Below are 18,158 nucleotides of genomic sequence, written 5' to 3'. Positions count from 1 at the left end.
TCCAGCGGCGGGTCCGGCAGGATGGCATGGTGACGAGCGTGAACGTACCGGGTGCCGGTGAGCTCGACGCGATGATGGCCGCGGTCGATCAGCTGCCCTTCATCGTCGCCGTGTGCGAGGGGCCGGACCTGCTGCTGGTGGCGTGCAACGCGGCGACCCGCGCCGTCCTGCCCGGGCGCGACATCCTGGGCCGCCCGATCCGGGAGGTCATCGCCGACCTGGCCGGACAGCAGTATGTGGACGCCTATCACGAGGTGTACCGCACCGGGGAGCCGGTCATCGGGCGGCAGTGGCGGACCCACATCGACCAGCCGGACGGGTCGGCGCTGGAGATGTTCGCGACGTTCACGATCGTGCCGTGGCTGGACGCGGACGGCGGGCGGCGCGGCGTCATCGGGGCCGGGTTCGACGTCACCGAGCTGGCCCGCACCCGGCTGGCCGCCGAGGCCGAGGCGGACCGGCTGCGCCGCCGCTACGAGCAGAGCCGGGACGTGATAAACGCCCTGCAACGGGAGCTGCTGCCGGCCGGGCTGCCGGTGCTGCCGGGGTTGCAGGTGGCGGCCAGCTATCTGCTCGCCGACGCGGACACGGCGGCCGGCGGCGACTGGTTCGACGTGGTGGCCCGGCCGGACGGGCGGGTCGCGCTGGTGGTCGGCGACGTGGTGGGGCACGGGGTCACCGCCTCCGGGGTGATGGGGCAGCTGCGGGCGGTGCTCCAGGAACGGCTCGACGCCGGGGCCGGCATCGGCGAGGCGCTGGCCGCCGCGGACCGGTTCGCCGGGCGGGTGCGGGCGGCGTACGCGGCGACGGTGTGCCTGGCCCTCTTCGACGCGGCCACCGGGGAGCTGTCGTACTGCACGGCCGGGCATCCGGCGCCGCTGCTCGTCCCGGCCGGCCGCGACGCCCGCTACCTGCCCGGCACGTGGGGCGTCCCGCTCGGCACCGGCGGAACGTTCCCGGTCCGCACCGAACGGCTCGCCGAGGGCGACCTGCTGCTGCTCTACACCGACGGGATCCTGGAACGGCCCGGCAGCGGGCGCGACGGCACCCTGGACAGTGCCGTCGAACTGGCACACGTGGCGGCGGACGCGGCGGCCGGACGGGCGCTGCGGGACCCGGAGACGGCCGCCGAGCGGGTCTGCACCCAGACGCTGGAGCTGCTGGTCCGTACCGGTGGGCACGCCGACGACATCACGTTGCTGGCCGCCCAGCGCGTCCCGGCCGTACCGGAACTGATGATCGATCTGCCCGCGGAGGCGGCGGCGCTGCGCGGCGTCCGCGGCCGGCTGGCCGCCTGGCTGGCCGAGGTCGGCGCGTCCGAACACGACGTCTTCGCCCTCCAGCACGCCGTCGGGGAACTGACCACCAACGCGATCGAGCACGGGTACGGCGGCGACCCCCGCCGCGACGTCGTCGGGATCCGGGCCGGGCTGGACCGCACCGGCACGGTCGAGGTCACGGTCACCGACCACGGCGGCTGGCAGGCGCCGCAACGGCAGCCGGCCCGCGGCCGGGGCCTGGCGCTCACCGCCCAGCTGGTGCGCAGCCTGCGGGTCGAGCCGGGCGCCGACGGCACCGTCGCCACCGTCCGGCATCCGCTGGCCCGCCCGGCCCGGCTGCTGGTCCGCTTCGACGAGGCGGCCGTCGTCGTGCCCCACGGCACCGAATTCACCATCGCCGAGCTGCCCGGTGGGGACGAGGCCCGGGTCCGCCTGGACGGCCCCGTCGACGCCGCGTCGGCCCGGGAGGTCCGGCGGGAGCTGCTGCGCCGCAGCCGGGGCGGCACCGTGCCGATGACCGTCGACCTGTCCGGGGTCAGCCATCTGGCCAGCGCCGGGGTGTCCGCGCTGCACCAGGTCGCCGAGTGCCACCACGACGTCGAGGCGCCGCTCGTCCTGGTCGCGGCCACCGGTTCCCCGGCTCAGCGGATTCTCGGCCTGGTCGGTCTCCCGTCATCCACAGGGTGAATCCGATCATCCGTTCGGCTCTCTAGACTTCGCGGGGTGACTTCGGCCCCCTCGCTTTCCGTGTCCAGCGCCACCGACGCCCTCAACCGGGTCTTCGGCTACCCGTCGTTCCGCGGGCAGCAGGGCGACATCGTCGAACACGTCATCGGCGGCGGCGACGCCCTGGTGCTGATGCCCACCGGTGGCGGCAAGTCGCTGTGCTACCAGATCCCCGCGCTGGTCCGGCCCGGCACCGGCGTGGTGGTCTCCCCATTGATCGCGCTCATGCAGGACCAGGTCGACGCGTTGCGCACCCTGGGCGTCCGGGCGAACTTCCTGAACTCCTCGCAGGACCTGGAGGAGCGGCGCGTCGTCGAGGCCGAGTTCGTGGCCGGCGAGCTCGACCTGCTCTACGTGGCGCCCGAGGGCCTGGGCACGGCCGGTGTGCAGCGGCTCCTCGACCGGGGCAAGATCTCGCTGTTCGCCATCGACGAGGCACACTGCGTGTCGCAGTGGGGCCACGACTTCCGGCCCGACTACCTGGCCCTGTCGATGCTGCACGAGCGGTGGCCGGACGTGCCGCGGATCGCGCTGACCGCCACCGCCACCCCGGCCACCCGCGACGAGATCGCCACCCGGCTCCAGCTCACCGACGCGCGGCACTTCACCGCCAGTTTCGACCGGCCCAACATCCAGTACCGGATCGTCCCCAAGAACAACCCGTCCCGTCAGCTGCTCGACCTGCTGCGCACCGAGCACGCCGGCGACTCCGGGATCGTCTACTGCCTGTCCCGCGCGTCGGTGGAGAAACACGCCGAGTTCCTCTCCCAGAACGGGATTCCGGCGCTGCCCTACCACGCCGGCCTCGACGCGCGGACCCGCTTCGGGAACCAGTCGCGCTTCCTGCGTGAGGACGGGCTCGTCATGGTCGCCACCATCGCCTTCGGCATGGGCATCGACAAGCCGGACGTCCGCTTCGTCGCACACCTGGACCTGCCGAAATCGCTGGAGGGGTATTACCAGGAGACCGGGCGCGCCGGGCGGGACGGGTTGCCGTCGACGGCCTGGCTGGCGTACGGGTTGCAGGACGTGATGCAGCAGCGCCGCATGATCGAGGGCTCCGAGGGCGACCTCGCGTTCCGGCGCAACGCCGCCCGCCACCTGGACGCCATGCTGGCCCTGTGCGAGAGCGTCACCTGCCGGCGGGCGCAGATCCTCCAGTACTTCGGCGAGACCTACGAGACGGCGTGCGGGAACTGCGACAGCTGCCTCAACCCGCCGGAGTCGTGGGACGGCACGGTGCCCGCGCAGAAACTGCTGTCCACGGTGTACCGGCTGCACAAGGAGCGGGGACAGCGGTTCGGCGCGCAGCAGACCATCGACATCCTGCTCGGCAAGCGCACCGACAAGGTGAGCCGGTTCCGCCACGACCAGCTGACCGTCTTCGGGATCGGCGCCGACCTGAGCGAGGTCGAGTGGCGCAACGTGGTGCGGCAACTGCTGGCCGGCGACTTCCTGGCCGTCGAGCCCGCCCACCAGACGATCACGCTGACCGCGCGCAGCGGTGAGGTGCTGCGCGGCGAGCGGAAACTGTTGATGCGCCGTGAGGTGGCGGCGCCGCGGGCGTCCCGGTCCTCTTCCCGGGCCGCGACCAAGGCGGGCGCCGCGCCGGCCGATCTCTCCGGGGAGGCGGTGGGCCTCTTCGAGCGGTTGCGGACCTGGCGCGGCGCCACCGCCAAGGAGCAGGGCGTCCCGGCGTACGTCATCTTCCACGACGCCACGCTGCGGGCCGTCGCGGCTCTGGCGCCCACCTCGCTGGACCAGCTCGGGACGGTGAGCGGGGTCGGCCAGAGCAAGCTCACCAAGTTCGGTGACCAGGTCCTGGCCGTGGTCCGCGGCGAGCCCCTGCCGGACGCCGCCGCGGACCTCTCCGGATCCGCCCCTGCCCCTTCCCCTGCCTCCGCTCCCGGCCCGGTCTCCGCTCCCGGGACCGCATCGGCTCCCGCTTCCGGCCCGGGCTCGGCGCCTGCTTCCATCGCCCGGGGTTCGGGTCGTGCCGCCGGCCCTGGTTCCGGCGGATCGTCGGGTGCCCGGCCTCCGCGGCAGTCCACCGGGTCCGCCGGCCTCTACAACGGGCCGGAGCCCGAGGCCGACCCCGGTCACGCCGAATACGACCTCTTCGACGAGGAGCCCAACCCGTTCGACGACTGAGACCGGCGGCCGTACGCCACACCCCGGTGAGCCCGGACCCGTCCGGGCTCACCGGCCGGGTCACGAGTCGCGGATGGCCTCGCCGGCGATCTCGATGCGGATCTTCTTGCCGACCAGGACGCCGCCCGCGTCCAGCATCACGTTCCAGACGAGGCCGTAGTCCTCGCGGTCGATCTCGGCGGTGGCGCTGAATCCGAAGATCTCCCGGCCGTACGGATCGCGGCGCGCCCCGCCGAACTCCAGGTGCATGTCGATCTGCCGGCTCACGTTCTTGACGGTCAGACAGCCCTTGATCACGAAACGGCCGGAGGCGCGGGTCGCCGCGGGCGGCAGATCGGCGGCGCTCCCCCGGCGGGCGAGCGGATTGTTGCGCAGCCGGGCCCAGTGGAAGATCGGATCACTGTCCGACTCCCAGACGATGCCGGTGCTGCGGTATGCCAACGTCGGATGACGCCGCACGTCCAGGAAATCCGGGCTGGACAGGTGCGCGTCCCGCTCCGGATTGTGGGTGTTGATGGAGTCCGCCCGAATGGTCGCGGTGATCGACGACCGCAGCGGATCCCCCGCCACCACGATCGTCGCGCTGCCTTTCGCGAATTCACCCCGGATCGGGCTGACCATCATGTGCTGTGCCTCGAAGCCGATCCTCTTGTGGGCCTCGTCCAGTGTGTAAACCCCTGGGTCCGGAATGATCAGGCCGTTCCACTCACGGATCGGCCGGTCGACCGTCACGTCGCTCTCCCCCTCAAGCGACATCATGACCGCACGGCGGCGCACGAGCCCCCCGGCTCGCCTGATGTCGATTTCTCCGGGAGTCTAAGCACGACTGTGATCACACAGTCACCCCGAGAATTGCGTTTCGTGTCGGCCACCACAGTGGACCAGCCATCCGAATATTGGTCATTAGCTCCAAAATCCATCGGCCACGCGTGCCCCTTCTCACTATTTCTGAGCAGCGGAAACCCCATTCCGTCGCACCATCCGGGACAGCCTTCCGAGATCCCTGTCGGAAGAGTGACACGGAGTATGCGCGGCACCTAATAGTTACTCAGCGTGACGTCACACCGTCATAATCGGAGTTACCGAAGAACATCTGATCATCTCCCGGACGCGACGCCGGGAATCACATCGGAGAACACGAATGGGCGCCGGGGCATCGGGCCATTCGACAACGAGGACGCCGCCGACTGGAGCGGCGACCCGCACGAGGCCGCCCCCGGCGAGCGCGCGCCGTCAGTTGGCGCCGACGATGTTGACCATCCATGGGATGCCGAACCGGTCGACCAGCTGACCGAACTCGTCGCCCCACATCTGCTTCTCCAGCGGCACGCTGATCGTGCCGCCGGCCGAGAGCCCGGCCCAGGCCTTGCGCAGCTCGTCACCGTCCGCGCCGCTGAGGCTGACGGTGATGTTGTCGCCCGGGGTGTGGCTCATGCCCGGCGGGGTGTCGGACACCATCAGGGTGTAGCCCTGCGGCGTCTCGAGCTGAGCGTGCATCACCTGGTCGGCGATGGCCGGATCGGGCGCGCCGAACTGGCCGAACGTGTGCAATGTCAGGTCACCACCGAAGATCGACTGGTAGAACTCGATGGCCTCACGCGCGTTTCCGCTGAACGCGATGTACGGGTTGAGCCGGGACGTCATCGGACACTCCATCGTCGTCGAATTCGCGATCCCCTCGAACCTAGACCCGCCCCCTGACGTTTTCGGCCCGATCGGCTCCGCTCCACCCGGCCGGGCCGGCGACGGAACGTGACTTGTCGTACCCGGCCGGTAGCATTCCCGCAGCAGACCGGCAGGCACGAACATCGATCGGAGGACCCGTGACCGCGACCGAAGATCACGGCGTGACCATCCCCGACCGCGCGCTGCGGCTGTCCCTGCACACCCGCAACGGCTCCGACGACCACTTCCGGTGCCTGCTCGACGACGCCCTGGCTACCGCCCTCGGCGCCGGGGCCGACCTGCCACGGATCCTCCACCTGAGCGTGCTCCGGGGCCTTCTCTCCACCCCGGCCGCCCCGGGCCCGCGCCGGAGCGGGCAGCCCGCCGACCCCCGCCGTCACCTGTTCACCACGCCCGCCGACCTGCCCCGGGCACTGCTCCCGGCGCCGCCCCACCCGGGCAACCCGCATTCGCTGGCCCGCCTCCTGCGTGTCTTCGTCACCCACCTGGCGCCCACCGACCGCCACACCGCGACCGTCCTGGCCACCCTGATCGAGGATCCCGGCGAGGCCGCCGTCGCCCACTGCGCCCTGGTCCGCGCCGCCGTCCGGGTCCACGACCTGGAGGGTGAGGCCCACGCCTGGTCCCGGTTGCGGCACCTGATCACCCGGATGCCGTCGCGGTCCTGGCCCAGTGGCGCGACCCCCCACGACCGTGACGTCCTGGCCTACCTGCGGCCCGATCACCGCGCCCGGTTCGACACCGCGATCGGCGTCCTCGAGCTGGCCCCCGACCTGGGCCGGGCCCTGCTCGCCGGGCTGCCGGGGCTGAGCGCCGTCTACCGGGAGGCCTACGCGTGCGACGCCTCCGACCGCTACACCGCCCAGCGCCTGGCCGGCCGGCGGCCCGACCCCGCTCTCGCCCACGCGCACAACACCATCCGGCAGACCCCGTCGAGCAGCAGCGCCGTGGCGGCGGCGGTCGTCTCCGCGAACGAGCAGATCCTCGGCGGTCCGGAGCTGCCGGTCGCCGACCCGGTCTACCGCCTGCACGCCCGGATCACCGCGCGCACCGTCCGCGCACACCAGTTGGGGGCCGACGACCTGACCCCCGAGCCGGTGCCCGCACCGCTCGATCCGGCCCGCCTGCCGGCGTATGCGGGGATCGTCCGCCACAACGCCGACACCCCGATCGTCGCGGCCCTGGCCGGCCGGGTCCGCGCCGAGGCCACCGCCCGCGACGACCGCGAGGCCCTGCTCATCCTGGCCGACGCCGGTTACACCGATCCGCTCGCGGTTCTGGCCGGCGCCGCCTACGCCACCCCGCAGGCCGTCCTGGCCGCCGCCGGCCCACCGGTTCCCGAGCTGTCGGCGCTGCTCTTCCGGCATCGCCCGGCCGAGGCCGCCCGTCACCTGAGCGCCGCGGCCGTCGCCGACTGGCCGACCGCCGCGGCCGTCCTGGAACACGCCGTCACCGAGTTGCTCGCCTCCGCCGGCCCACGCATCGCCCACGACCTGCACCGGGCCGTGGCCAGCGCGTTCACCTGCGCCACCGCACCCGGCGCAAGGCCACCCTCGGTGATCGACGGCGCCTACACCGACGCCGGTGGCTGATCCCGTCCCACAGCGCCCACGAAACGCCGGCCCGACCGGCGAACCCGAGCTGACCCCGGCCGTCCGAACCCACGGAGTGGCCGCTCACCACTGGCCGACCCGAACCGGGACCCGCTGGATCCCACCCGGCGGAATCGTGGTCCGGAAAGGAGTCCGATGACATTCGACGACGCCACCCGCGATCGCATGGCCGCCATCGAGGCGAACTGGGACGAGCGCACGCCCATCCACGCCGCGAGCCGGTTCTACGACGTGGCCGGTCGCGACCCGGAGAGCTGGTTCGCCGACTACGAGTGGTCCGACATGGGTGATCTGACCGGCCGAGACGTCCTGCACCTCCAGTGCCACCTCGGCACGGAGACAGTCGCGTTCGCCCGCCGGGGAGCACGCTCCGTGACCGACCTCGACCTGTCCAGCGCCGCTGTCCGGACAGCGCGCAAGCTGGCCGCCGACGCAGGCCTCCCGATCGAATACGTCCACGCCAACGTGTACGACGCCGTAGAATCCCTGCCCGGCCGCAGTTTCGACCTGGTCTACACCGGCAAGGGCGCCCTCTGCTACCTACCGGACCTGGATCGCTGGGCCGGCGTGATCAAGCAACTCCTGAAACCCGGCGGATCACTGTACGTAGTCGAGTTCCACCCGTTGCTCCAGTCGATCGGCCTGGTCCCGCGCGACCCCGGCGATCAGTCCCTGCTGCTCCGCAAGGACTACCTTGCCGGCCGTGGCGCCGCTGAACTCGACGCCACCCGCACGTACACCGACGGGCCGCCCCTGACCGAGGCCACCGTCAGCTACGAGTGGTCCCACGGCCTGGGCGAGGTGGTGACATCCCTGGTCCGGGCCGGTCTGACCATCCGTTCCCTGCACGAGAGCGACGAGATCCCCTGGCCACGCTGGCCCCACATGCGCCCCTCCGCCACCGGTTTCTGGCGCCTCCCCGACGACGCCCCGCGCATCCCCCTCTTCTACGCCCTCTCGGCAACCCGTTGACCCCATGTCCCGGCCGGAAGTTCCGTCCGCTCGCCGGACAGGGAGCCGGCGGTCCGGCTGCGGGTGCGATGTGCGGAGTGACAAGCGTGTGGATCTCGGCGGCTGGTTCTCAGGGCTGACCCTGCTGGTCGATCGGTCCGCTGTCCGTTCCCCGGCTCGTCTGCGCCGACCAGCGCACACGTAACGGTTCCCGTGGTCGCCCGCCCGCGTCATAACGGCAGGCCGGGCACACGGACGGCGCGACGTGAGCGCCCGCCGGACCGGACAGCGCGGGCGGCGGATGACAGTGGGGCAATCGACCAGCAGGGTCAGGGCTGTTTCGAGGCGGTTGAGACCCAAGGCCGCGCGGTCAAGGGCCCTTGACTGCGCGGCCTTGGGTTGAAACAGCACTGAGGGCCAGCCGGACTCCCGAGCTCAGCCCGGAACGCGCGGCAGAGGCCGGGGGACGGCAGTGGGTCGCGGGAGCCGGCGGGACGGGGAAGGTGCGTCGGAGGGCGGCGATGGGCGTACCGGAAATGGGGGTGCGAACGGAGCCGCACCCACCGCCCGGCCGAGTGGGTAGGGATCAGCGGTGGTCGGAGCCCTCGGATTCGATGGCCGCCCGGCCGGCCTCCAGGCGGGCGATCGGCACCCGGAAGGGCGAGCAGGACACGTAGTCGAGCCCGACCTCGTGGAAGAAGTGGACCGAGTCGGGGTCGCCACCGTGTTCGCCGCAGACGCCCAGTTTGAGGCCGGGGCGGGCGGCACGGCCCTCGTCGGCGGCGATCTTCACGAGGCGGCCGACGCCGTCGGTGTCGATGGATTCGAAGGGGCTGATGCCGAAGATGCCGAGTTCGAGGTAGCGCCAGAAGAATGCGCCTTCGACGTCGTCGCGGGAGAAGCCCCAGCCCATCTGGGTGAGGTCGTTGGTGCCGAAGGAGAAGAACTCGGCGGCCTCGGCGATCTGGCCGGCGGTGAGGGCCGCGCGCGGGACCTCGATCATGGTGCCGATCAGGATGTCGACGCCGGAGTCGCCGACGGTCGCGGCGATGATCTTCTCGGCTTCGGCGCGGACGGTCTCCAGTTCCTGGACGGCGCCGACCAGCGGGACCATGATCTCGGGGCGGGGGCGGCCGCCTTCGGCGGCGAGTGCGACGGCGGCCTCGGCGATGGCGCGGACCTGCATGGCGAACAGGCCGGGGATGACCAGGCCGAGGCGTACGCCGCGCAGCCCCAGCATCGGGTTCTGCTCGTGCATCCGGCGGACGGCGGCGAGCAGTTGCTCGTCGTGCTCGACGTGCTGGCCGTGCTCGTGCGCGACGGCGACCTTGACGGCGAGTTCCTCCAGCGAGGGCAGGAATTCGTGCAGCGGCGGGTCGATGAGCCGGATGGTGACGGGCAGCCCGTTCATCTCCCGGAAGATCTCCAGGAAGTCGGCGCGCTGGAGCGGCTGGAGGGCGGCGAGGGCGTCGTTGCGTTCGACCTCGTTGCGGGCCAGGATCAGGCGTTCGACGAGTTCCCGCCGGTCGCCGAGGAACATGTGCTCGGTGCGGCACAGGCCGATGCCCTGCGCGCCGAAGCGCCGTGCGCGGGCGGCGTCGAGCCCGGTGTCGGCGTTGGTGCGCACCTTGAGCCGCCGCGCCGAGTCGGCGTGGGTGAGGATCCGGTGCACGGCCGCGACCAGCGAATCGTTGGCGTTCGACGGGTTCAGGTCGCCCTCGAAGTACTGGACGACCTCGCTGGGCCGGACCGGGACCTCACCGAGGTAGACGCGGCCGGTGCTGCCGTCGATGGAGATCGTGTCGCCCTCACGGACGGTCTGCGAGCCGATGGTGAAGGAATCGCGACCCACTTCCATCTCGTCGGCGCCGCAGACGCAGGTCTTGCCCATGCCGCGAGCGACAACGGCGGCGTGTGACGTCTTGCCGCCGCGGCTGGTCAGGATGCCGTTGGCGGCGATCATGCCGGGCAGGTCGTCGGGATTCGTCTCGCGCCGGACCAGGATGACGGGCGCGCCGGACGCGGCCACTTCGACGGCCCGCTGCGAGGTGAAGACGACCTGTCCGAAGGCTGCGCCCGGGGAGGCGCCCACGCCCCGTGTGATCGCCTCGAAAGAGGAAGAGAGATCGAAGCGGGGGAACATCAGCTGGGCGAGCTGCGCGCCGGAGACCCGGGTGAGGGACTCGTCGAGGTCGATGACGCCCTCGTCGACGAGCTGGGCGGCGATGGTGAAGGCGGCGGCCGCGGTGCGCTTGCCGACGCGGGTCTGCAACATCCACAGTTTGCCGCGCTCGATGGTGAACTCGATGTCGCACAGGTCGCGGTAGTGGCCCTCCAGAGTGGCCATGATGCGCATCAGCTCGGCGTACGAATCGGGGTCGAGCCGTTCCAGGTCGGCCAGCGGAAGCGTGTTGCGGATGCCGGCGACCACGTCCTCACCCTGCGCGTTGGCCAGGTAGTCGCCGTAGACGCCCGGCTCGCCGGTGGCCGGGTCGCGGGTGAAGGCGACGCCGGTGCCGGAGTCGGCGCCGAGGTTGCCGAAGACCATGGCGACCACGTTGACGGCGGTGCCCAGGTCGGCGGGGATGCGCTCCTGGCGGCGGTAGAGGACGGCGCGGTCGGCGTTCCACGACCGGAAGACCGCCTCGACGGCGAGGTCGAGCTGCTCGCGCGGGTCCTGCGGGAACTCGTGTCCGGTGTGCTTGGCGAAGACCTTCTTGTACGCGGTGACGAGCTCCCGCAGGTCGTCGGCGCCGAGCTGGACGTCGTCGCGCACACCCTTGGCGACCTTGGCCTCGTGCAGCGCGTCCTCGAACTCGTGGCCGGGCACCTCGCACACGGTCTTGCCGAACATCTGGATGAGACGCCGGTACGAGTCCCACGCGAACCGGTCGTTGCCCCCGGCCTGACGGGACAGCCCGGCGACCGACTCGTCGTTGAGCCCCACGTTGAGGACGGTCTCCATCATGCCCGGCATGGAGAACTTCGCGCCGGAGCGGACCGACACGAGGAGTGGGTCGGCCGGGTCGCCGAGGCGGCGGCCCATCCCGGCCTCGAGCGCGGCGAGATGCGCGTCGATCTCGGCGGCGAGGCCGTCGACGTGGGTGCCGTTGCGCAGGTACTGCTGACAGGCTTCGGTGGTGATCGTGAAGCCGGGCGGCACGGGCAGGCCCAGGTTCGTCATCTCCGCGAGATTGGCGCCCTTGCCACCCAGCAGATCCTTGAGGTCCTTGTTGCCCTCGGCGAAGTCGTAGACGAACTTCATGCCCATACCTCCGGTGAAGAATCCGCGGCGGATACCTAGTCCTGCCCTGGGATTCGTAAGGCTAAGCACGTCCGGAGTGAATAGTTAACAGTCCCGTGGACTTTTCCACACGGGTACGGAGATGTCTGCTCGGTACGCGCCCTCTCCGCGCATCAACGCGCACGGCGGCGGAAACCGGCAGAAGTAAGGGCGCCGCTGCGAATTCCACGGGGGAAGAACTCGCAACGGCGCACCGCGAACATTAGACGACGTTTGTCCGTGTGTCTATCCCACCCGCTGCACGACCGAACCGACCAGCCGCTGCCAGTCGGCCTCGAAGCCCGGCGACGGGGTGCTGTTCTCCAGCCGGTAGATGGCGTACGTGCCGACGAGCACCACATTGCGGGTACGCAGCACGGACACGGCGGTGTCGGCGGTGCCGGGGTGCTCCGACTCGTACAGCTTGTGGCGGACGATCACGAACCCGGACCAGGCGCCCTCATTGAGATCGCGCACCTCGGCCGTCTCGGTGTAGGCGGGCTCGTTGCGGTCGGCGGTCTGGGCCGCCGCCACGCTCGCCGAGGGCGGGCACTGATCGGCGACCACCCGGAGCAGCTCCTGCCCGGCCTTCGCGCTCGCCTCGTCGGCGAAGACGAGAGCGGTCTGGTGGAGGGTCTGCGCGCCCTTCTCCCCCTCGTCGGCGGCCGACGACGTCACCACCTCGGCGCCCGGCGGGGTCTGCGGTGGTGTGCTCGTGCCGCCGCAGAAGCTGACCATCTGCTGCGGGCTCGCGCTCTCCTCCGGGGCCGCCCAGGCCGGGCCGATCTCGGTGGGCTGCAGGAACGCGCCGCGCATGGTGGTGGCGGTGATCAGGCTCTCGTCGGGGTCGTCCGAGGAGCTGCACCCGGCCGCCAGGACCAGGGCGCAGGCGGCGCCCAGGACGGCACGGAGGGGTCTGGCGGTCTGGAGCATCCGGCAATAGTGCCAGACCCCGGCCGAAAGATGCCGGGCGGTCGATCCGGCCGGCTTCCCATCGCGCGGCGGGACGATCACGGTTAGCGTGAGCCGTGGGCAGTGACGCCGAGGAGGTCCGCGATGAGCATCGACGCCTTAGCCGTGCGGTTGCGGGCCGAATTGGGCCCTGACCAGGTGCTCACCGACCGGCAGCAGTTGCGGACGTACGAGTGTGACGGCCTCGCCCACTATCGCGTGATCCCGGCGCTGGTCGCCCTGCCGCACACCGCCGCCGAGGTCGCCGCCGTGGTCCGCGCCTGCGCCGGGGCGGGGGTGCCGTTCGTGGCCCGCGGCTCCGGCACCGGCCTGTCCGGTGGGGCGCTCCCGCACGCCGAGGGGGTGCTCATCGTGACCTCGCAGTTGCGGGAGGTCCTGTCGCTGCGGCCGGAGGACGAGCGGGCCGTGGTCCAGCCCGGCGTCATCAACCTCCAGGTGTCGACGGTGTCGAAGGAGCACGGCTACTACTACGCCCCCGACCCGTCCAGCCAGCAGATCTGCTCCATCGGCGGCAACGTGGCGGAGAACGCGGGCGGGGCACACTGCCTCAAGTACGGCTTCACCACCAACCACGTGACCGGGCTGGAGGTGGTCACACCGGACGGCGAGCTGGTCCGGCTCGGCGGCGCCGCCCCGGACACCCCCGGCTACGACCTGCTCGGCGCGTTCGTCGGGTCGGAGGGCACGCTCGGGGTCGCCACCGAGGTGACGGTGCGGCTGACCCGGCTGCCGGAGACCGTGCGCACGCTGCTCGCCGCCTTCCACGGCACCGACCAGGCGGGTGCCGCCACCTCGGCGATCATCGCGGCCGGGGTGGTGCCGGCCGCCATCGAGATGATGGACGCGCTGTCCATCGAGGCCGCCGAGGCCGCCGTCCACTGCGGCTATCCGGCCGGTGCGGGCGCCGTCCTGATCGTCGAGCTGGACGGGCCGTCGGCGGAGGTCGCCGCCCAGTTCGACGAGGTGAGCCGGCTGTGCGACGCCAACGGCGCCTTCGAGACCCGGGTGGCCGCCGACGACGACGAGCGGCAGCTGATCTGGCGGGGCCGCAAGTCGGCGTTCGCGGCGGTCGGCCGGATCAGCCCCGACTACATCGTCCAGGACGGGGTGATCCCCCGGACCGCGCTGCCCGAGGTGCTGCGGCGCATCGACGAGGTGGCCTCCTCGCACGGCGTCCGGGTGGCGAACGTCTTCCACGCCGGTGACGGCAACCTGCACCCGCTGGTCCTGTTCGACGCCCAGGTCACCGGCGAGGAGGAGCGCGCCGAGACGGTCTCCGGCGCCATCATCGATCTCTGCATCGAGTACGGCGGCTCGATCACCGGCGAACACGGCGTCGGCGTCGAGAAGGCCCACTACATGCCGCGCATGTTCACCGACACCGACCTGGACACCATGCAGCTGGTCCGCTGCGCCTTCGACCCCGGCGGCCTGGCCAACCCCGGCAAGATCTTCCCCACCCCCCGCCTGTGCGGCGAGCGCCCCGGCCGCCGCACCGGCCCACACCCCCTGCAGGAGTCCGGCGTGGCGGAGATCTTCTGATGAGCGTCCTCGACGACCTCGCCGTCAAGGCGGGTGACGACGATGTGGTGTGCGGTGTCCCGGCCCGCTTCGTCGCCGCTCCGGCCGGCGCCGAGGAGGCCGCCGCGCTGATCGCGGCCGCCCGCGATCTCACCGTCGTGATCCGCGGCGGCGGCACGAAGCTCCAGCAGGGGCCGCCGCCGCGTGAGCTGGATCTGATCATCGACACCCGGCGGCTGGCCGGGGTGGTGGAGCACGCCGCCGGGGACCTGATCACCGTGGTCCGGGCCGGCACCCCGATGGCCGAGCTGCACGCCCTGCCCGGGCAGCAGCTGGCCCTGGACGCGCCGCCCACCGCGACGGCCGGCGGCGCCGTCTCGGCGAACGCCTCCGGGCCGCGGCGCCTGCGCTACGGCACGGCCCGCGATCTGCTGATCGGCGTCACGGTGGTGCGGCCGGACGGCCGGATCGCCCGGGCGGGCGGCAAGGTGGTGAAGAACGTCGCCGGCTACGACCTGGGCAAGCTCTACACCGGCGCGCAGGGCACGCTCGGGCTGATCACCGAGTGCGTCTTCCGCCTGCATCCGGTCCCTCTCGCCACCGCTTTCGTACGGGCGACCGCCCCGCCCACCGCGGTAGCGCGGATCCTGGCCGCCCAGCTGGCCCCGAGCGCCGTGGAGATCGACGCCGGGCCGGGAGAACCGCCGGAGATCGCGGTCCTGGTGGAGGGCACCGAGGAGGGTGTCCGCGACCGCGGGGCCACCCTGGCCCGGCTCCTCGACGGCGAGGTCACCGACCTGCCGCCGTCCTGGTGGGACACCCCACCGTGGCCGCCCGGCGGTCTCGGCCTGAAGCTGACCGGTGTCCTCTCCGCCGTCCCCGCCCTGGTGGAGGCCGTCACCGCGGCCGGTGGCACGATCCGCGGCTCGGCCGCCACCGGCGTCCTCCACGCGGGGTTCCCGGCCGGGGCGCCGACCGGGATTCCGGGATTGGTGGACGGGCTGCGGGCGGCGGCCACCCGGGCCGAGGGCCACGCCGTCGTGCTGACCGTGCCCGACGGGGCCCTCGACGGCCTGGACATGTGGGGGCCGGTGCCCGGGCTGGAGCTGATGCGCCGGGTCAAGGACCAGTTCGATCCGGACCACCGCTTCGCGCCCGGCCGATTCGTGGGAGGGATCTGATGTCCGATATCGACGACGGACTCCACACGCCGGTGGACGCGACACGCGGGATCGGGACGCCACCGGTCGACGCGCTGCGGGCGGCCGGGACGAGCGGTCCACCGGTGGGCGGGCCGGCTTTCGACTCCGATCATCCGCCGCGCGCCGACCTGGTGTCGGACTGTGTGCACTGTGGATTCTGCCTGACCACCTGCCCCACCTACGTGCTGTGGGGTGAGGAGATGGACTCGCCGCGCGGACGGATCCACCTGATCGGTCAGGGCCTGTCCGGGGAGCCGTTGAGCGACTCGATGGTCACCCACTTCGACCGCTGTCTGGGCTGCATGGCCTGCGTGACCGCGTGCCCGTCCGGGGTGCGCTACGACCGGCTGATCGAGGACACCCGCGCCCAGGTGGAGCGCCGCCACCCACGGACGGCCCGGGAGCGGGCCCTGCGGACGGCGATCTTCGCGCTCTTCCCGTACCCGAAACGGCTCCGGCTGCTGCGGGGGCCGCTTCGCGCGTACCAGATGTCGGGTCTGCAAAGGCTGGTGGCCCGCAGTGGCCTGCTCCAGCGACTGGCCCCGGCGCTCGCCACGCTGGAATCGCTGGCGCCGCGGCTGCGCGGAGTGCCGCGCCCGCCGGCCCGCGTGCGCGCACGCGGCACCCGGCGTGCGGTGGTGGGCATGCTGACCGGTTGTGTTCAGTCCGCGTTCTTCCCGGACGTCAATTCGGCGACGGTACGGGTTCTCGCGGCCGAGGGCTGTGAGGTGCTGATCCCGCCCGGCCAGGGCTGTTGCGGGGCGCTGAGCGTGCACAACGGGCGCCGTGCCGAGGCGCAGCGCTTCGCCCGGCGGCTGATCGACACGTTCGAAAGCTGCGGCATGGACTTCTTCGTGGTCAACGCGGCGGGCTGCGGCTCGTCGCTGAAGGAGTACGACGAGCTGCTCGCCGACGATCCGGTCTACGCCGAACGGGCGGCGGCGTTCACCGCGAAGGTCCGCGACCTGTCCGAACTGCTGGCCGAGCTGGGCCCGGTCGCCCGGCGTCATCCGCTGCCGCTGACCGTGGCCTACCACGACGCCTGCCACCTGGGGCACGCCCAGGGCGTCCGGGCGCAGCCGCGGGCCCTGCTCCGCGGCATCCCGGGGCTGGAGTTGCGGGCGATCGCCGACCCGGAGATCTGCTGCGGCTCGGCCGGCGTGTGGAACGTGCTCAATCCGGCCCCGGCCGCCGAGCTGGGCGACCGCAAGGCGAAGGCGGTCCTGGCCACCGGTGCCGACCTGCTGGTGACGGCCAACCCGGGTTGTCTCATGCAGGTGGCGGCCGCGGTCCGCCGCCGGGGCGGGTCGATCGCCCTGGCGCACACCGCCCACGTCCTGGACGCGTCGATCCGCAACCTCGGCGCCGCAGCGCTCGTCGACCGCGACTGATCACGCCACACCCAGCACCGCGCCGATCACGGCCGGGTCGGGCGCGGTGCCCGGGTGACGCGGGGAGGCGGGCCCCGTAGCACCCGTCTCCCCGCTCTCCCGGCCGGACGGCTGCCGGGTGAAATCGCGCGCGGATCTCACCCCCACCGCAGTCGCCCACCCGCGCGGCGCCCATCCCATCGCGCCGCACGCCCTTCTCCAACCACGCATTGATGTGCGTTAATTGGGAGCGCTCCCAGCGTGCTCCGTCCCCGGACCCCCGTCAAGCACATCCCCGGAGGCATCCCGATGCAACGACGAAAGGTGGCCGTCCTCGGCCTCGTCACCGCCCTGCTCACCGCAACCGCCGTAGCCACCGCCACCAGCGCGAACGCGGACGCCGGCTGCGCCGTCAAGTACACCGTCAGCAGTCAGTGGCCCGGCGGCTTCGGCGCGGCCGTGGACGTCACCAACCTCGGCGACCCGGTCTCCTCCTGGTCGCTGATGTTCACGTTCCCGGCCGGTCAGACGATCACCCAACTGTGGAGCGGCTCGGTCACCCAGTCCGGATCCACGGTCACCGTCAAGAACGCCGCCTGGAACGGCGCGATCGCCACGAACGGCAAGGCGTCGTTCGGCTTCAACGGCTCGTGGACCGGCAGCAACCCGTTACCCACTTCGTTCACCCTCAACGGCGTGACCTGCACCGGAGGCGTCGTGCCCACACCCACCGACGTCAGCCCGGGACCCCCCTCACCGAGCAGCTCGGCCACCACCAAGAAGAAGATCATGGCGCTCGGCGACTCGATCACCGGCTCCCCCGGCTGCTGGCGCGCCCTGCTCTGGCAGCAACTCCCGGCCGCCCAGGTGGACTTCGTCGGCACCCTGCCCGGCGACGGCTGCGGCTTCCCCTACGACGGCGAGCACGAGGGCCACGGCGGCTACCTGGTCACCAACGTCGCGAGCCAGAACATGCTGCCGGCCTGGCTCTCCGCCTCCGGCCCGGACGTCGTCCTCATGCACTTCGGCACGAACGACGCCTGGAGCAACCTCTCCACGAGCACGATCCTGAACGCCTACACCACCCTGGTCGGGCAGATGCGCGCCGCCAACCCGAAGATGAAGATCATCGTCGCGCAGATCATCCCGCTGAACCCGTCCACCTGCACCGACTGCGGCCAGCGCGTGGTCAACCTGAACGCGGCCATCCCGGCCTGGGCGGCCTCGCTGAGCACCGCCGCGTCGCCGGTCACCGTGGTCGACCAGTGGACCGGCTTCAACACCACCACCGACACCTACGACGGCGTGCACCCCAACGACGCCGGCAACGTCAAGATCGCCGCCCGCTGGCTCCCGGCGGTCCGGGCCGCGATCGCCTGACCCGGTCCCGGCGTCATTTCCGT

At 71.9% G+C, this 18,158-nt stretch carries 12 protein-coding genes; 8 read left to right on the top strand and 4 right to left on the bottom strand.

Going from position 1 to position 18,158, the window contains the following annotated elements; translation table 11 throughout:
• Positions 1 to 38 precede the first annotated feature (38 nt).
• The gene (locus KZ829_RS13610; protein WP_308285463.1) at positions 39 to 1,967 is read left to right on the top strand and encodes a SpoIIE family protein phosphatase; all 1,929 of its coding nucleotides are present in this window, start codon (positions 39 to 41) and stop codon (positions 1,965 to 1,967) included.
• A gap of 36 nt (positions 1,968 to 2,003) precedes the next feature.
• On the top strand, positions 2,004 to 4,157 hold the full coding sequence (recQ, locus tag KZ829_RS13605) for a DNA helicase RecQ (protein WP_220144235.1): 2,154 nt from the start codon (positions 2,004 to 2,006) through the stop codon (positions 4,155 to 4,157).
• Positions 4,158 to 4,217: 60 nt separating this feature from the next.
• Here recQ and KZ829_RS13600 read toward each other — a convergent pair whose 3' ends face one another.
• Entirely contained in the window at positions 4,218 to 4,913 is a 696-nt protein-coding gene (locus tag KZ829_RS13600) for a YceI family protein (protein WP_220144353.1), read from the bottom strand.
• A gap of 477 nt (positions 4,914 to 5,390) precedes the next feature.
• On the bottom strand, positions 5,391 to 5,801 hold the full coding sequence (locus KZ829_RS13595; RefSeq protein WP_220144234.1) for a VOC family protein: 411 nt from the start codon (positions 5,799 to 5,801) through the stop codon (positions 5,391 to 5,393).
• Between the two features lie 179 nt (positions 5,802 to 5,980).
• Here KZ829_RS13595 and KZ829_RS13590 point away from each other — a divergent pair, with 179 nt between their 5' ends.
• Positions 5,981 to 7,435 carry a hypothetical protein gene (locus KZ829_RS13590; RefSeq protein ID WP_220144233.1) on the top strand — a complete coding sequence of 485 codons (1,455 nt, stop codon included), beginning with the start codon at positions 5,981 to 5,983 and terminating at the stop codon, positions 7,433 to 7,435.
• A 156-nt stretch (positions 7,436 to 7,591) separates the two neighbouring features.
• A complete protein-coding gene (locus KZ829_RS13585; RefSeq protein WP_220144232.1) occupies positions 7,592 to 8,428 on the top strand; it encodes a class I SAM-dependent methyltransferase in 837 nt (278 codons plus the stop codon).
• 565 nt (positions 8,429 to 8,993) lie between these two features.
• On the opposite strand, the gene ppdK is transcribed toward KZ829_RS13585, so the two are convergent.
• Together ppdK and KZ829_RS13575 are read right to left on the bottom strand one after the other, a co-directional pair.
• Positions 8,994 to 11,672 carry a pyruvate, phosphate dikinase gene (gene ppdK, locus KZ829_RS13580; protein ID WP_220144231.1) on the bottom strand — a complete coding sequence of 893 codons (2,679 nt, stop codon included), beginning with the start codon at positions 11,670 to 11,672 and terminating at the stop codon, positions 8,994 to 8,996.
• A gap of 264 nt (positions 11,673 to 11,936) precedes the next feature.
• Entirely contained in the window at positions 11,937 to 12,623 is a 687-nt protein-coding gene (locus KZ829_RS13575; RefSeq protein ID WP_220144230.1) for a hypothetical protein, read from the bottom strand.
• A gap of 123 nt (positions 12,624 to 12,746) precedes the next feature.
• Between KZ829_RS13575 and KZ829_RS13570 the strand changes: the two genes are divergently transcribed.
• From KZ829_RS13570 to KZ829_RS44475, 4 genes are all read left to right on the top strand, one after another.
• Complete coding sequence (locus tag KZ829_RS13570; RefSeq protein WP_220144229.1) at positions 12,747 to 14,204, top strand: FAD-linked oxidase C-terminal domain-containing protein; 1,458 nt, start codon at positions 12,747 to 12,749, stop codon at positions 14,202 to 14,204.
• A complete protein-coding gene (locus KZ829_RS13565; RefSeq protein ID WP_220144228.1) occupies positions 14,204 to 15,364 on the top strand; it encodes an FAD-binding oxidoreductase in 1,161 nt (386 codons plus the stop codon). The genes KZ829_RS13570 and KZ829_RS13565 overlap by 1 nt, the downstream gene beginning before the upstream one ends.
• Positions 15,364 to 16,776, top strand: coding sequence for a (Fe-S)-binding protein (locus tag KZ829_RS13560; protein ID WP_220144227.1), 1,413 nt, complete (start codon positions 15,364 to 15,366; stop codon positions 16,774 to 16,776). Before KZ829_RS13565 ends, KZ829_RS13560 begins: the two co-directional genes overlap by 1 nt.
• A 288-nt stretch (positions 16,777 to 17,064) precedes the next feature.
• Positions 17,065 to 18,135 carry a cellulose binding domain-containing protein gene (locus KZ829_RS44475; protein WP_220144226.1) on the top strand — a complete coding sequence of 357 codons (1,071 nt, stop codon included), beginning with the start codon at positions 17,065 to 17,067 and terminating at the stop codon, positions 18,133 to 18,135.
• The last annotated feature ends 23 nt before the right edge of the window (positions 18,136 to 18,158 follow it).

This window comes from Actinoplanes hulinensis (genome assembly GCF_019429605.1).
GTDB classification, from domain to species: domain Bacteria; phylum Actinomycetota; class Actinomycetes; order Mycobacteriales; family Micromonosporaceae; genus Actinoplanes; species Actinoplanes campanulatus.
The sequence above is the reverse complement of the archived record's forward strand: the minus strand, read 5'-3'. Positions and strand labels throughout refer to the sequence as shown.